We start from the raw sequence: 15,029 nt of genomic DNA, 5'->3' as shown, positions 1-15,029 counted from the left end.
ACACATCCGTGCGCCTGGGTGAGACACTGTTGTTGTCAGGGATGGTTCCCTCGATCGGCTCGGTAGGCGACGCATTCGATAATGCGTTGGCCGAGACCACAATTGGGCTATATAAAACTGAAGCGATCCGCGACGATTCCCCTTTTCGGCGTGGGCCGTTGACCCGTCTAGCCGATGTCGAAATGCTCACCGCGGACTGGGTCGCGTGGTTCAACGAGTCCCGGCTGATGCACCGACTCGGCCGCAAACCGCCAGTCGAATACGAAGCCGACTACTATGCACACCGCGCCGGAAAACCGGCCGGTGACAGATAAACAGGTGTGCACCGGACCCGGGGAGATTCATTATCACGTGCCCGCTAGCAATCTGCCGCGATATCCGCTGCGTGGTCGACGACGGCAAAATCATGGAGTTCAGTCCAGGTCACTATTTCCCCTCTCGTTGCCGCCGCAGCAAGTCGTTCACCAAGCCCTGTCACGCATAATCGTGACAAGGTCGGTATCAGGTCGAACTGGCCGGATCTCAATGATTGTGTCAAGCTGCGGTGGCCGGGATTGGGGGCCCGTCCGGCTGCCAGAGGCGGTTGTCGCGCAGCAAAGCCCATACAACGTCGACGAGGCGGCGCGCCAGCGCAATCATCGCCTTGGTGTGGCGTTGCCGCTCGGTTCTTTTGCGGCGGTAGAACTGTCGTGACGGGCCGTCGGTCTTCAGGCTGGAGAACGCGGTCATGTAGAAGACGTGCCGCAGCCTGCGGTGGTATCGCAGTGGCCGGTGAAGGACCCCGGTGCGGCGGCCGGAGTCGTTGGGTACCGGCGCGAGCCCGGCGTAGGTGGCTAGGCGTGCGGCGCTGCCGAACGCGGCCAGGTCCCCGGCAGTGATTGCCAGGAATTCCGCGCCGAGGATCGGCCCCATCCCAGGCATGCTCTCGAGGATTCTCGCCTGCGGGTGGGTACGGAACCGGTTGGTGATCTGCTTGTCGAGGTCCTTGATCTGCCGATCGAGGTCCAACAGTCGCCGGGCTTGGTCGGCGATCAGGCCCGCGGCCGTCGCTTCGCCGGGCAGGGTGATCGTCTGCGTGTTCACCGCTGCCACGGCTTTGGTGACGATGCCGCGGATCGACGGCCGGTGTGCTCCAGCGGTGCGCAGGTGCTCGGTGAGTTCGCCGGCGCCGGCGCTGCGGATCGCCTCGGGTGTGCAGTAACCGCTGACCAGGATCAACGGCGATCGGGTCGAGTAGTCGAAGGCCCGTTCCAGTGCCGGGAATACCCGTGACAGCAGGTCCCGCAGACGGTTGACTCCACGCACCCAGTCGGCCATCAGGTCCGTGCGGTGACCGGTCAGCAGTCCCAGTTCCACGACCAGTTCACTCGGTGTGGACAAGGAGGTGAGGTCCCGGCGCAGTCTCGCGGTTTCAGCGATCACCTGGGCGTCGCGGGCGTCGGTTTTGCCTTCGCCGGCGAACGCGCCGCTCATCCGGTTGACCATCGTGCCGGGCACGAACAACACTTGTTGGTCGGCAGCGACCAGAACGGCTAGCAACAACGTCGCGTAGGCCGAGGTCAGGTCCACCGCCCAGCGAACCTGTCGAGCCATGTCGGAGGCTGTCGTGATCAGCTGCTCGATGGCCGCTTGGTCGTTGCGGATCTGCTTAGACCACAACACCATTCCGTGGGCATCGACTGCGACCGCGTGATGATGCAGTTTGCCGACGTCGATGCCGATCCATGCCGCGTCGACCGCTTCTGCCATACGTCCACTCCCATGAATGCGGTTGCGCCCATGGACAACCCCGCTGGCATACCCCTAAACAGCGACCGGTTCGCCACACGTCTCAATCAGCAGCCGGAGCGTCCGCAGCGGCGGGGTGACCATCCGGCCAGAGCAACCCAACTACCAGTCCCCGATCAGTCACGCCCCGCCGCTTCCGGGCATCCGAGCGGTCTTGGCCCGGACAACTACAAACTTAGGGGTCCTCGATGAGGCGACCCGGTATTGGAGTCCGGGGTCGATTCGATCCAAATTCAGTTGATGCTGCAGGCCACCCGGCAACAAACCCCGCCGCCATTCAACGATTCGGCTTAGCTGGGCAGGGGCGGCCCCCAGTGCTTGGGATAGGCGAACGATACATGCTCGGTCCCGAATTTCACGCCGAGGAATTCGGCGTCGCCGGTGAAGTCCGTGTCAGTGAATTCGGCGCCGCCGTTGAACTCCGCCTTGTTGAATCTGGCAGCAGCGGTGAACTTCGCGTCCTTGAACCGGGCGAAGGTGTTGAACCTCGAATCGTTGAACTCGACGTCGCCGTTGAACTCCGACCAATCGTGGCCAGCGAAGGTCACGCCCGCGAACGAGTTGTTGCCGAACGTCGTGCCGTTGAACGAAGCGTGACCAGCAGCGAACTCCGCGCCCCCGAACCAGGCGCCCGCGGTGAACTCCGCACCGTTGAACCAGACAGGCGCGATGGACTTCACGTCTTCGAACGAGGTGTCTTCGAGCGTGGCTTTGCCGAAGAACTTCGCGCGCTCGAAGTAGGTGATGTCACGGAATTCGGCCCTGGCGAACCAGGCGCCCGCGGTGAACGTCGCTTCCTCGAACCTGGCAGTGCCAGCGAACGCCACGTCCTTGAAGAGGGCGCTCCCGACGAAGGTTGTCTTCTTGAACTCGACAGATCCCTCGAAGGTTGCGTTTTCGAAGTCGACGTTTTCCAAGGTGGCGGTGCGGAAATCAAAATCGCTGGTCGACCAGCTATATTCGGCGCCTGGCTGTAGGTGCTCGGCGATGACGCGGAGAATAGTTTTGCGTACTTCGCGATCGTTCTGCCTGTATTCGAAATGTTCCTGGCGCTCGGGTTGATCGCCGTCCGACTGACCGTGGTCGGTGGCGCGGGTGGTGACCAGTTTGGTTCGGCCATCGCTGCCGTGCCCGGCGTCGTACGGCAGGCGCAGATAGCCGCACAGGACGTCGATGCACTGCTGGCGACGGAGACGGTCTGACGGGACCCCGTGGTTCGGTCCACCCGGACCGAAATCATGGGGTCAGGTCATATCAACTGTCGGTTATCTCGAATTTGACATCGCGAACCGCTGATATGGATCCACTCACACGCCGGCCAGAAGCGCGGAACAACGCCGGAGACTTCTCAGCGATAGTCCGTATCACTGTGGTGGGCCGGATATTTCCAGTTCCTGGACAGTGGGATGGGTTTTGGGGCTGGTGACCTGAAGGCGCAGGTAGCGGGCGGTGAGTGACTGTTGCACTGTGCCGGTTGCGGGGTCGGTGGTGACCGGTGTCCAGGTGTGGTTGTCGGTGGATGCGGTGATTGCGTACATCGGTGCGCGCTCGGCCCAGCGCGGGAGGATTCTGCTGATGGGTTGGTCGGTGCCGAGATCGACGGTGAGGTTTGCTTGGGTGGTCTCGGGTGCCCAACCGGTGGCGAGGCTGCCGTCGACTGCGGCGGCGGCGTATCGGCCCGGTTCCTCGGAGGAGGCGGTGACAGATGTGCATCGGGCGAGGTTTTCGCTGTGCTTCAGATCCGGCCGCCGTGTCGCGACGGTCAACGGCTCGCTGCTACTGAGCATGTGTATGCCGGTCGGGGTTTCGACCTGCATCGGTACACCCTCGGTAAGAGTGAGGGTTGTGCTGCCTGGCCCGATCTGGGCATCGAAAGTTCTTCCCTGCCAGTGCATTCCGTGTATGGACACGCCGGATTTCAGTTCCGGCGACAGCAGGGGGTCGATGCGGATCCTGTCCTCGCGCAGGCGCAGTCCCAGCAGTCCGTTGGTGAAGGACTGCAGGAATCCACCGGCCGCGGTAACGAACGTGAACGCTGGAGCGCTCAGGATCTCCATGACACCACCGACACCCCGCGACTCCGAGAATTGCCCGAACGGCGCACGCATGAATGACCGCACTGCACGTTCGAGATAGGTTTGGGTCACGCATCCCGGTCGCCCGATCGCCGCAGCGGCGATGGCGTGGATGGAGTCGGTCATCGCCGGACCGTCGGGATCGGTTCGTTCGACGTAGTAGTCCAGCGTATGCTCGGAAACCTCTTGGGACATAGGCCATTCCAGTGGGTAGATTAGCAGCGCGGCGTCGGCTTGTTTGATCGGTGTGCCCGGATAGCCGTCGTACTGGAGGAAGACTTGTTTCACCGGATCGAACGGTATGCGCAGCCGGTCGGCGATCGTGGTCCATTCGGGTGGGCTCGGTTCGCCGAGGAGATCGGCGGCGTGTGCGGCATCGCGCAGGGCACGTGCGGCCACAGCGTTGGTATAGACCCCGTCCCGTACGCCGTTGCTGTATTCGTCGGGGCCTGCGACATTGTTGATGGAGTAGCTGCCGTCCGGATTCGGCGTGACTCGCGAGACCCAGAATTCGGCCACGTTCTGCATGACCGGCCAGATGCGGTTGCGTAGATAGTCCTCGTCACCGGTAGCGAGGTAATACTGCCAGGCGGCCAGGGAGATGTCCCCCTGCAGATGGATCTGGTTCAGGCAGTGCGGCGGCAGCCAGCTGTGACATTCGGCCAGATCGCCGTGGCTGGCGCTGGTCCACGGATAGAACGCGCCACGAAAGCCGAGCAGCCGTGCATTGGCCTGCGCCCCCGGCAGCGTCTTGTACCGGTAGTCCACAACCGTTTTCGCCAGCTCGGGCGCGAATTGCAACAGCGTCGGGAACATCCAGGTATCGGCATCCCAGAACACCGCGCCCGCGTAGTTGTCGCTGCTGAGCCCAACTGGTGAAATGCTGTTGTCCTGCTGGGAATTAGTGCTCGAATACAGTGAATACAGCGAGCCGCGCACCCAAGACTGGATCTCGGGATCATCCGGTATGACAACCTCGCCACGCCACAGCGTCCGCCACACCGCTGCCGTGTCGGCGAGTAGCCGCGGCCAGCCCTTGTCTGCGGCTCGACGCGCGGCGTCGAACGCCGCAGTCGCGGGATCCGAGGCGGTGAGCGTTGTGTCGACACCGACGAACTTCGTCACCTCGTAGGTTTCCTCTGACCGAACCTCCCACCGTGCCTCCCGGCCGATGCTCAGTTCGAGCGCTGGCGAAACCTGCTGTGCCGTCGATGCTGTCGTGCGTAATACCGAAGCGACCTCACCGGTGACTGCGGTGCCATCAGTTCGGAAACCGATACCGATACCGTCCTCGCCGCGCGCACCACCGTCGATCTGCGTCATTCGTCGCGCCCCGGCGCCGTCGAGCACATCGGTGACAGTGACCTGACCGGACCAGTGCGGAACCATCGTCAGACGCACCGCCCCGACATGCTGATCGACGCGATCGGTGAGCACCTCATACACCAGGTCGGTGGCCTCGCCGTCCCGCGTTGTCCATGTGAGGGAGGTGCGTACCAGCCCGCACCGCTGGTGCACCGTCTGCCCGAAATTCGTGATCTGCGCCGACGGTGTTGCGCCGGAGTACTTCTCGCCGCCGACACCAACGGTGAGGCCCGACCAGTTCGGAATGGCCGCCGCCACCTCGCGGTCCGCCGCGACAGTCGGTGAATGACCGTACAGTCCGGCAACGAACGCGCCGTCATAGCGCGGCGTGTACAGCGGCCAACCACTCAGCTTGTCCGTCACGGCGTAGCCCATACCACGCGGGGGCACCCGCAACCCGAGATAGCCATTGCCCACAAAGGGATGCCGATCATAGGCGGCGTCGACCTCGCTACTCGACGGCGCCCATCCCGGCGCAGCGGCGACCTCATCATCGGGGCATATATTTGCCGCCGTCGTCTCGGCAGTATGGCGTACCGCGACCGCAGGAACCCGAACCGCCAACCCAAGGACCACAAGCATCGCGACAGCGATACAAGCCCTGACCCACACGCCGACCCGGCCGAAGCACCTGCCTATCAAGGACAACCACGTACCTCTCCGTGTGGCGACAACTCCGCGTGTACGCCAGCGCCACAGCAGCGGGGGCCGGAGATTATCGATTATTCGATATAATTTGCCGAATAATTGAGAGAACCTTAATGGCGCGCCCGTCGAGGGTCAAGACCGTATCCTGCTGCGACCGAGCAGAGTTCGTGCCCGAGACGCATGCTGTAGCGGGTCGGCACCACGATCGGGCGAGCCCGAGGGAAGGACCGCTACGTGGTCGCCGTGGCCCGCAAGGGCCACAGGCCGCGAAGGATTTCCAGAAGACTGCCCGCGCATGACCTCGGCACTGGCGGTCTCGGCATTGCGCAGACGCGATTGCGTGGTAGTCACCGAAAGGCACCGTCGTGCATCGCGTTTCGAGCCAGCAAGTTCGTATCCGCTTGGCACGCAATGGACTACGTGCATCCATGGGCCGCGTCGGTGTATCTGTGGCCGCCGATCCGACGGCAGCACCGTTCGCGGACCCCGGGGCCGACAGTGACAGCCGGTCCGCGCGTTCGACAATGATCGCGGTGGACGGATCGGGTCGCTGCAAGACCAGCGAAATGATCTGCGAACGTTCGCGACGTGGCTGAAACCGAGGGGCCGCTTGCACCACTGAACCGGCACTACGGTCTGAATGTTGGGAAATGACCTGCTACGCCGCAGCCAGGAAGGGGCTGCTGGATAAAGGGACGCTTCGTGAGTTGCTCGATCGCCGAGAGACCCCGGGTGCGTGGACAACAGCTCCTCGCATGGTGCTTTCCTCACGGCGCTGGCGATTTCGATCGGCACGGTACCGGTGTGGACTGCGAAGGCTCCTGCGGTGCGGAACCGTGACGTGCGGCCAGTGCGGCCCAGCAGCCGAGCCGCGACCACCGGTCCGACGCCGACCACGTCGAGAAGGCTACTGCCGGAATCGGCGACGGTGTCCTGTGTGCGCGGCTGGTTGGCCTTCAGCCGGGCGTCCAGAGCCCGCATATCGGCGACGAGGTCCCGGGCGAGTTCCTTGCGGGCCGTTCCACCAGTGAGGACGGGCGGACCCGCCGTAACACATCGGGGGCCTGGTTCGCGGTCAGATCGGTAGACACGCCACCGGGCAGCAACTCCCGCATCACCACGTCCAGCTGGTTGACCGTCCGGGTGCGCTGCATGGTCAGATTCGTGCGCCGCTCGTCAAGCATCCGCAGCACGGTGCTCGGCCCCTCGGCCTCGACGGGCACCGCATCGCCAGGTAACGCCGCCACACTGGCAGCCGCAGCCGTGTCGATATTGTCTTGTTCTTGCGCCGCCCGCCCCGCGACAATTCCCGGACCCGTGCGGTGGCCGTGGACGGCACATCAGTGACCATCTCACCGTGGGCGATCAGCCATTGGGCCAGTTGCCGGCCCAGACTCCACGCGTTCTGCACGACCCAGCGGCGTTCGGGAAATCGCTTTGCCCACACCAGAACTCGCCGATACTCCGGCAAGGCGGCGTCGATCGGGATCATCTCGAGCGTCTTGTTGGTTCCCGCATTCAGCGCTGCCGCCGTATGGGCGGACTTGTGCGGGTCGACCCCGATCACCACCGTCAACCACGTCTCCTGATTCCTCGTCGGATATCGGAAGCCGCAGGCGACATTCCGGCTTTCGGCCTGTGTGTCCCCGTCTCTGTTAAGTCAGGCCCGCGGCCGGTGTCGGGCCGGGGCGCAAACCCCCGGTGAGCCAGCCCGACGGGCGGCAGGAACCTCACGAGCCAGCCCCGACTCGACACCTCCGGCAGACTACGGCCGGTGATCATCCAGCCTGCCAACCGGTGACATCCATATAAGCCGGAACCTCACTGAACGGCGGGCAGCTGTGGAGCGGGCCACTGGCGGGTGCGAACGCTCCCAGCCAACTCGCAAGTGTGGATTGTGGAAGATCCGCCTGGACGTGAGGAGAAGATTGTGGCGGTGGGATACGAGCCGGCTACCCCACTGACGGTCGTTGGCTCGTGGTGGAGCGTCGCATTTGTCCGACCGACTGGCACACTCGGATTGTCCATGCCCAATGTGCGGCGGGCGTGCAGCGCCACGCGGTGGGACTGAGCCCCGAACCGGGGCATAGTCCCACCACGGCATGATTGCTAGAGCCCGGTAGCTTGATGGAATTTCTGAACGACCTCATCGAGCGGAGCGTCCGCCTCGATCACTGTGCCATCGGGATTGATCAGATCTATGCGGGTACGAGTGAGCTTGGAGTATTGCTCCACCCACCGACCGTTGATCTGCGTATAGCACTCCCAGTAGTGGCCGTAGCCGTGCACCCCGAACGTATTGCCCCAGATAAGTATGTCCTCCAACGTCCACTCGCCCGCAGCAGTCGTCGCGGACGTCATCTTGATTTGCGGGTCGTAGCCTTGGTGGTGTGTATTAGCGCTACCAAGCGTCAGTTCCAGGAAGGCGATGAACGAATCCCTGTCTGGAAAGATGGGGCCGGCACTGCCGCTGGTATCCACTATGACGTTAGGCGCGAGGTGTGTGCTCAGGTCGGACCAGTTCTTGGTATCGATGGCATGGAAGTAGTCTTGTTTGAGCTGCTCGACCGCATCGACGCCGGGCACCGAGACGGCAGGTTGCGAATAGCACGAGGGCATCGGACCCGATGACTCGGCGTTGGCGGTCGGGACACCGATGGTACCGAGCAATGTCGCCGCGCCGAACGCCACAGCGCCGCACAGTATGCCGGACCGCTTCCACCCGCCCGCTCGGCCCCGTAACCGACGGCGATTTTCTAACGACATATTTTTTCTTCTCCTCTTTCTGGTGGGGCGTGCAGGGGCGATTGGTTGCGCCTGCAGCCTCGTCACAGGCGTCGACTAGAATGGCCATAGCCAGCGACGTTGTGAGCGCGCCGCGGAAATGTACTGCTGGAGATAGCGGTTGGAGGCGCTGGTCCGGGAAGTGGGAGAGGTGGATCGACACCCGATCCCTCGCGAGGATCCGTGCGGTGGCGTCCCGCTCATTGGAAGGCGATTTGACGGTGCCGCCGCGATATCGCTCAATGGGATGAGATTCACACCTCGCACCGAGCTGTTCCGTTAGCACCGAGTTCCCGGTTGCTCACACGTCATATCGCGCCAGCTTGTAGTCCACCATCCCGTTGAGGTCCGGTGCGGAAGGGGCAGGTAGCTCGACAGCCTCGGCGCGAGTGGGCAGCAAATACCACCGCCGCGCCTGACGGTGGTGACCTCGCCGCGCTGATTCTCGCAGCCGACCTCGAGATGAATCTCGTTGCTGCCAGCCAGGCCGTCGTCGAAACCGACGAGAACACCGAGCTCGGTGAGAGTTTCGTCGCCAACATCAACCCGGCGCAGCGTGTGCGGCACGGTGCGAGCCGCGTCGGCGATGATGTGCGCGTCACGGGCGTCGGTCTTGGCTTGGCCGGGATACAGGTCAGCGATCCGTCGCATCGACAGCCCGGTCAGGTAGACCACGTCATGGCCACAAGCGAGCCACGGTAACCGGTAGGGCGCCGATGGTGTTGGGCTGGTCGAAAACCGTCCGTAGCCAGGCTTCGTCGTTGGGCAGCGCTATATCGAACAGTCGCTTGCCGCTCGTGTCGAGACCGACCGCGTGATCTTCGCCTTTCCCACATCAATGTCGCAGAACACGGCATACGCCTGTGCCACTTCGCATTTCCTCATCGCGTCGAAACCGAACGGCCGCCGATCTGGCGTCAACGCTCGGCACCCACGTTATGAAGAGAGACCTACCAGCAGCCCTGTCCCATCAGGGGTCCGTCGACGCCACCAGGTCCCGGCGACACCACCCCCGGATCATGCGACAGACAGGGGCAAGAAGTCATACCGGGCCTGGCGACCGTAGCCCTTGATCCAAGGCCCGCGAAGAAGATACCGGACAAGGCCGGGTTCACCGAGATCAAGATCATCTCGCGCCACTCGAAGATCGGGTAGCGGGCCGAACACCTTGCGGCGCTGGGCGTTACGCAGTTCAACATGAGCCCGCAACTGCGGCCCAGTCCGCCAGACACGCACGCATAGTTCTCTTTCGCTGTTGTCGCAGCTTCAGTGGCCGGATGCGGCCTGTTCGTCGGCGAAGTGCCTCGAGGCTGCGCTCATCATTTCCACCAGGTGGCGGCGGTCCACCGTCCAGATGTGGGATGCGATCGACCGATTCGCTTCTCCGACAACGTGTACCGGGCCATTGCCGATGTTTTCGATGATTTCGCAGGCGACGTCGCCGGGCTGCATGGTCTGCGCGTCGGGGGTGACACCCATACGTTGCATTGCCTCGGTGTCCGTCTTGCCGAGCGCCGTGCACACGACATCGACTCCGTGTGGGTGCAGCTCGGACCACAGACCCTCGGCGAAGTTGACGTTGAACGCCTTCACCGCCGAATACACGGCGATGGTGGCCGAGCCGGCCAGACACGCCAGCGAACCGACCAAAACGATGCCGCCACGGCCACGTTCGCGCATCGAGGGAGCGAAAAGCCGTGCCAGCGTGAGCGGTCCGGTGCACGCCAGTTCGATCTGCTTACGGGACTGCTCGACAGAATCCTCGAGGAACTCCACCGTGCGGTTCGCCGCACCCGCGTTGTAGATCAACAATCCGACCTCCAGGCCGTCGGTAGCCTGCGCCACCCTGGCACCGATATCGGGGGAAGTGAGGTCGACCACCAGCGAACGCGCGTGCACCCCGTGGCGCTCACGGACTCCGGCGGCGACCGCCTCGACCAGTGACTCATTGCGGGCAATCAGGATGAGATCGATTCCCCGCGCAGCCAATTGGTCGGCCAAGGCAGCTCCGACACCTTCGGAGGCACCAGCGATGACGGCCCACTGCCCGTACCGACGGGTGAACGTCTCGAATTCAACAGAATTGGTCACGACACACTCCCCACGGTCATCACTCGGGCCATACGGACGACGCGCTTGCTGATCCGCCAGCCGTCGGCGGTCCGGACGAAAACGTCCTCGTAGTTGCCTATTGCGTCGATCCAGCTCGACGGATCGCCGGGAACAGCGAGGAGAACCGCGTGCACATAGGAGCGGACGTTCGCACGGTCTCCATCGATATCGATGACGAAGTTGGACAATCGGTGGTGCGTCGGTCCCATCGCCTCATGCGCCGCGATCATGAAGTCGGTGAGGGCCTCGACACCGGAGAACGTTCCGATTTCGCCGTAGTCGGCCTCGACGTCGGGCGTCCAACATGTCCGGAACAGTGGCCAGTCCCGCTGGTCGATTCCGGTCGCGTACCGGATGAGTACATCGCTGACATGCGCCTGATCCATCAACACCTCGCTCAATTGAACAGGTGCAGCACCGGAACACCAGGTTGCTCGGTGCGGCACCGACGTAGGTGGTCGCGGTAGGGGTCGACCAAACACGCACGGTATTGCGGTGGGCGGCGCAGTTGGTCCGGCTCGGGTGCGCGGGCATAGCGTTTCACCGTGCTTGGTCATCTGACGTACGCCCGCACGGAGCTGCGGTACGTCTTATCGCCCGAGGATTTGGTCGGCGGTTGTCCGGAAAGCTGGATCGGCATGAGGTTCGTTCCATCTCAACTGGTTTCGAGCAGCGCGGCGTTAGGATGGTGGCGCTCCGACCGTGGTACACGACGTACTCGCTGCGCCGACGACGTGATCGGGCACGATCGCAAACGGGTTCGCGCAAGCTATATCTGCCATACGCACCTTCTCGGGGATGTCGAGTGGTTGATTGTTCTGTCTACTTGGACGCGCATCGCATCGGTTAGGTTCCATACAGAATCGACAGATCTCGTTCCGGGCCTTTCAGAATTGATGCCCCGGAACGTATTCCAGGACGGGAAGCGCCGAGCGTCCACCGAACAGACGGGGCATTCCTGTGCCAGATTCCCCTGCCGCCCACCGATTCCGTGTGCGTCATCTGGTGGTGGAGGCGATCCAGTGGGACGAATCCGATGTGTGCGTGATGCGCCTGCTGGAGCGGGGTGCGCCGGTCACGCCCGCGGGCACCCCGGACGGTGGATGGATGCTCAAATCTCCAGGCACGGAAGCGCCGTCGGCACTGTTGTTTCCCGGCGTATGGGTGGTGAACAGCGGCAGGAGCTGGGAGGCGTGGGAGCCTGCCGTACTCGACCGCATGTACGTCGCCGAGTAGGGGCGCAGGTCAGGAGGCGACCGCGCGGCCCGGCGCGTCCTGGTGCTGACATGCCTCGGCCCCGGACTTCGCGAGGTCCGGGGCCGGGGGTGGCGGGTCAGGTAGATCACGTGTGGGGTCAGGCCCTGGCGCGGGTGTAGACGCGGACCTGCTGCGCGCGGTCGTTGGTGATGGCGGCGCGCCGGGCCGCCATCGCCTCGGCGGGGGGGCCGCCGGTGGTGAGGGCCGTGTACAGCGCCAGCGCGTCCTCGATGGCTTCGCGGGCCCCGCGGGCGGCGACGGGGGAGATGGCGTGATCGGCGTCGCCCGCGAGGATGATCGGCTCGGCCGGCGGGCGGGCATCGACGAATTCGACGTTGCGGCAGTTGGAGACGTGCACGGTGTCGGTGGCGTCCAGCATGGCGCCGATCAGGTCGGCGGCGGTGGGGTCGGCGTCGCGGATCGCATCAGCCCATTCGCTGATCGGGTGAAAACCGATGTCGCCCTGACTGATCGGGTCGCGGGTGAGGCGAGCGAACCAGGACACCGTGCCATCTGCGCTGTCCGTGGGTTCGGTCCACATGTGCCCGAAGGTGCTCCGCGGAATAGGGCCGTCGCTGAGTACACCATGGAAATGCAACAGGTCTGGCTCAGTGGGTAGCGCCACCGGCCCGGTGGTGTTGCCGTAGAGCACGATCTGTCCGGCGTAAACGGCGTCGCGGTCGGGTTCGAGGCGTGCGCGGGCCAGGGAGTCGATGCCGTCAGCGGCGATGACCAGGCCTGGCCCGGACACCTCACCGGTGCCACCGGTCAGAGCCCCTGTCTCGGGGTCGATGTCGGTCACTGCGGCGTCGTAGCGGATGTCGGCGTCAGCGGCGCTGGCGAAGTCGGTGAGCACCCGCATCAGGTCGGCGCGCTGGTAAAGGCGGTGCCCGTGGCTGGGCACGATCCGGTTTCCGCCCTCGGGCAGGTAGTGGAACCGGAAGCCCGAACAGGCGGCCGAGGCGGCACGTAGGGCCTCGGCAGGCACGCCGAGGGCATCGAGGGCGCGGTGGGCGACACCATCGAGAGACATGAACGCCCCGGTGGTGGCGGGCGCGGGCTGACGTTCGAACACGGTGACCGGATGCCGATGGTGGGCGAGTGCGCCGGCAAGGGCGATACCGGCGATACCGCCGCCGAGGATGGTGGTTACCACGAAGGGCTCTCCTTCTAGTTCTGTGCGAGTTGGGTGTAACTGCGGGCGAGTTCGACCAGGGGATCGGTGCCGAGGGTGTCGGCGGTGAGCAGGGCCAGCGGGCGCGTCGGGCGAGACAGGTCCACGCTGTCGTGGCGTTGCCGCAGCTGCGACAGTGCGGCGGCCACCATGTCGGGGTGCTGGCGCTCGGCGGTGTCGAGTCCTTCGCCCAGGTGCGGGCTCAGGGTCAGCAGCCGGTCTCGGCATTCGATGCGGGTGCGCAGCAGCGCCGAGTGGGGGCGCATCAACAGCGGTGTCCAGCCGGTGCGGGGATAGGTCAGCGCTGGCGGTGACAGGGCTTCCAGATCGCGCAACAGCCCTCGCAGCAACCGGTTTTCGCGGATGGCGCGCCACAGGGCGCTCAGCTGGCGGGCACGGTGCGCGGCGGCGACCGCACCGAAACTGACCACCCACCCCACCGTCCCGACGAAATACAGCATCTTCGAGACCGGCACAGCCGCGGTGCGGATCGTGGCGCCGAAGAATCCCGGCACTTTGAACGGGTGTACGTCGATGTCGATCACGCAGTCCAGCCGCCGCGCCAGCGCGGTGACGAGAGTGTCAGCGCTGTCGCTGGCGTGGACACCCATTTCGCGCCGCAGCGTCCGGGCCGGCCGGTGGCGCAGGATCAGGTACCGACCGGGGGCGTGTGCTGGTGGAGCGATCAGCAATGGATGGTTCAGCACGATCTGAGCCCTTTCTTGTCAGTAGCGGGGTCGCGTAGTGCGCTGCGGCGCCGGGCCGTCAGGGGTGGCGGGTGCCGTCGTGCTGTGGCGGATCGACGCGTACCAGCCCCGACTGGAAGGCGATTACCACGAGTTGGGCGCGGTTCTGGACGCCCAGTTTCGACATGGCGCGCTGGACGTGGGTGCGGATGGTCAGTGGGCTGACATACATCTTCTCGGCGATCTCCTCATTGGACAGGCCTTGGGCGACCATGGTGACGACTTCGCGTTCACGGGCGGTGAGGACCTCGAGGGATTCGGCTGCGCTGATGTGGCTTTCGGGGCGGGCGAGGTAGCGGGCGATCAGGGTGCGGGTCGCGGTTGGGGAGAGCAGGGCGTCACCCGCGGCGACGGCGCGGATGGATCGCAGGAGTTCTTCGGGGCCTACGTCTTTGCCGAGGAATCCGCTGGCTCCGGCGCGAAGGGCTTGGGCCACATACTCGTCGAGTTCGAAGGTGGTGAGGATCAGTACGCGGGTCTCGCGCAGGGCAGGGTCGGCACAGATCTCCTGGGTCGCGGTCAGGCCGTCGACGCCGGGCATGCGGATGTCCATGACCACCACGTCGGGTTTGGCCGCTCGGGCCAGTTCGACCGCCTCACGGCCGTTTCCGGCGATGCCGACTACCTGCAGGTCCTCGGCGGAATCGATCAGGAGCTGGAAGGTACCGGCCAGCAGGGCTTGATCATCGGCCAGCAGTACCCGGATGGTCATGATGTCTTGTCCTCGTGGTCAGGGATTTCCGGTCGCTCGAGCGGAAGTTCGGTGGTGACTTCGAAGCCGCCGTCCGGCCTGCGCCCGGCGTGCAGGTGCCCGCCGGCGGAGACGGCTCGTTCGTTCATGCCGATCAGGCCGTAGCCTTGGCTGCCCGAATCCTGTTCGCCGCGAACAGATTCGGATACCGTGCCGCCGTCGTCGGCGACACTGATCGTCAGTAGCAGACGGGAGTAGACGAGCCGCACCGTCGCCGCCGCGGTGCCCGCGTGCTTGGTGACATTGGTGAGGGCCTCCTGGATGATCCGGTACGCGGTCAGGTCCGCGCCAGGTGAGAGCGGACGCGGCACTCCGGTGATCGACAGCGA

General features: G+C 64.5%; 16 protein-coding genes and 1 pseudogene. 3 read left to right on the top strand and 14 right to left on the bottom strand.

What is annotated here, in order from left to right; all coding sequences use genetic code 11:
* The coding region (locus ON44_RS34995; protein WP_040698651.1) for an integrase core domain-containing protein at positions 1 to 314 on the top strand (314 nt) is incomplete at its 5' end.
* Between the two features lie 220 nt (positions 315 to 534).
* On the opposite strand, the gene ON44_RS34990 is transcribed toward ON44_RS34995, so the two are convergent.
* Both ON44_RS34990 and ON44_RS34985 read right to left on the bottom strand, forming a co-directional pair.
* Entirely contained in the window at positions 535 to 1,749 is a 1,215-nt protein-coding gene (locus ON44_RS34990; RefSeq protein ID WP_040698649.1) for an IS110 family RNA-guided transposase, read from the bottom strand.
* Positions 1,750 to 2,078: 329 nt separating this feature from the next.
* Positions 2,079 to 2,705 (bottom strand): pentapeptide repeat-containing protein, encoded by a 627-nt coding sequence (locus ON44_RS34985; protein WP_040698647.1) that lies wholly within the window; start codon positions 2,703 to 2,705, stop codon positions 2,079 to 2,081.
* A gap of 60 nt (positions 2,706 to 2,765) precedes the next feature.
* Here ON44_RS34985 and ON44_RS50790 point away from each other — a divergent pair, with 60 nt between their 5' ends.
* The gene (locus ON44_RS50790; protein ID WP_040698645.1) at positions 2,766 to 2,990 is read left to right on the top strand and encodes a hypothetical protein; all 225 of its coding nucleotides are present in this window, start codon (positions 2,766 to 2,768) and stop codon (positions 2,988 to 2,990) included.
* A 162-nt stretch (positions 2,991 to 3,152) separates the two neighbouring features.
* Here the strand turns inward: ON44_RS50790 and ON44_RS34975 are convergent, their stop codons facing one another.
* The 8 genes and pseudogenes from ON44_RS34975 to ON44_RS34950 all read right to left on the bottom strand — a co-directional run bounded on the left by ON44_RS34975 (position 3,153) and on the right by ON44_RS34950 (position 11,158).
* Complete coding sequence (locus ON44_RS34975; protein WP_051182769.1) at positions 3,153 to 5,810, bottom strand: discoidin domain-containing protein; 2,658 nt, start codon at positions 5,808 to 5,810, stop codon at positions 3,153 to 3,155.
* A 198-nt stretch (positions 5,811 to 6,008) separates the two neighbouring features.
* Positions 6,009 to 6,857, bottom strand: coding sequence for a transposase (locus tag ON44_RS54205; RefSeq protein WP_083898317.1), 849 nt, complete (start codon positions 6,855 to 6,857; stop codon positions 6,009 to 6,011).
* Positions 6,833 to 7,060 carry a hypothetical protein gene (locus tag ON44_RS52120; RefSeq protein WP_157187433.1) on the bottom strand — a complete coding sequence of 76 codons (228 nt, stop codon included), beginning with the start codon at positions 7,058 to 7,060 and terminating at the stop codon, positions 6,833 to 6,835. The genes ON44_RS54205 and ON44_RS52120 overlap by 25 nt, the downstream gene beginning before the upstream one ends.
* On the bottom strand, positions 7,033 to 7,452 hold the full coding sequence (locus tag ON44_RS52115; RefSeq protein ID WP_157187432.1) for a hypothetical protein: 420 nt from the start codon (positions 7,450 to 7,452) through the stop codon (positions 7,033 to 7,035). The genes ON44_RS52120 and ON44_RS52115 overlap by 28 nt, the downstream gene beginning before the upstream one ends.
* Before the next feature lie 533 nt (positions 7,453 to 7,985).
* Entirely contained in the window at positions 7,986 to 8,567 is a 582-nt protein-coding gene (locus tag ON44_RS34965; protein WP_040698641.1) for a nuclear transport factor 2 family protein, read from the bottom strand.
* Positions 8,568 to 9,137: 570 nt separating this feature from the next.
* Positions 9,138 to 9,545: pseudogene (locus ON44_RS48885) on the bottom strand (IS110 family transposase); the annotation flags it as partial.
* A 381-nt stretch (positions 9,546 to 9,926) separates the two neighbouring features.
* Positions 9,927 to 10,751: an SDR family NAD(P)-dependent oxidoreductase gene (locus ON44_RS34955; RefSeq protein ID WP_040698640.1), complete on the bottom strand. Its 825-nt coding sequence runs from the start codon at positions 10,749 to 10,751 to the stop codon at positions 9,927 to 9,929.
* Positions 10,748 to 11,158 carry a nuclear transport factor 2 family protein gene (locus ON44_RS34950; protein WP_085998678.1) on the bottom strand — a complete coding sequence of 137 codons (411 nt, stop codon included), beginning with the start codon at positions 11,156 to 11,158 and terminating at the stop codon, positions 10,748 to 10,750. Before ON44_RS34950 ends, ON44_RS34955 begins: the two co-directional genes overlap by 4 nt.
* Before the next feature lie 574 nt (positions 11,159 to 11,732).
* Between ON44_RS34950 and ON44_RS34945 the strand changes: the two genes are divergently transcribed.
* Positions 11,733 to 12,008 carry a hypothetical protein gene (locus tag ON44_RS34945; RefSeq protein ID WP_157187431.1) on the top strand — a complete coding sequence of 92 codons (276 nt, stop codon included), beginning with the start codon at positions 11,733 to 11,735 and terminating at the stop codon, positions 12,006 to 12,008.
* A 118-nt stretch (positions 12,009 to 12,126) separates the two neighbouring features.
* On the opposite strand, the gene ON44_RS34940 is transcribed toward ON44_RS34945, so the two are convergent.
* The 4 genes from ON44_RS34940 to ON44_RS34925 all read right to left on the bottom strand — a co-directional run.
* On the bottom strand, positions 12,127 to 13,185 hold the full coding sequence (locus tag ON44_RS34940; protein ID WP_040698637.1) for an FAD-dependent oxidoreductase: 1,059 nt from the start codon (positions 13,183 to 13,185) through the stop codon (positions 12,127 to 12,129).
* A gap of 14 nt (positions 13,186 to 13,199) precedes the next feature.
* Complete coding sequence (locus ON44_RS50780; RefSeq protein WP_040698635.1) at positions 13,200 to 13,910, bottom strand: hypothetical protein; 711 nt, start codon at positions 13,908 to 13,910, stop codon at positions 13,200 to 13,202.
* Between the two features lie 58 nt (positions 13,911 to 13,968).
* Positions 13,969 to 14,661: a response regulator gene (locus ON44_RS34930; RefSeq protein WP_040698633.1), complete on the bottom strand. Its 693-nt coding sequence runs from the start codon at positions 14,659 to 14,661 to the stop codon at positions 13,969 to 13,971.
* Positions 14,658 to 15,029, bottom strand: a 372-nt coding sequence (locus ON44_RS34925; protein ID WP_040698631.1) for a sensor histidine kinase, incomplete at its 5' end; no start/stop codon positions are given. The genes ON44_RS34930 and ON44_RS34925, both read right to left, overlap by 4 nt.

Source organism: Nocardia vinacea NBRC 16497, assembly GCF_000308835.1.
Lineage (GTDB): Bacteria > Actinomycetota > Actinomycetes > Mycobacteriales > Mycobacteriaceae > Nocardia > Nocardia vinacea.
The sequence above is the reverse complement of the archived record's forward strand: the minus strand, read 5'-3'. Positions and strand labels throughout refer to the sequence as shown.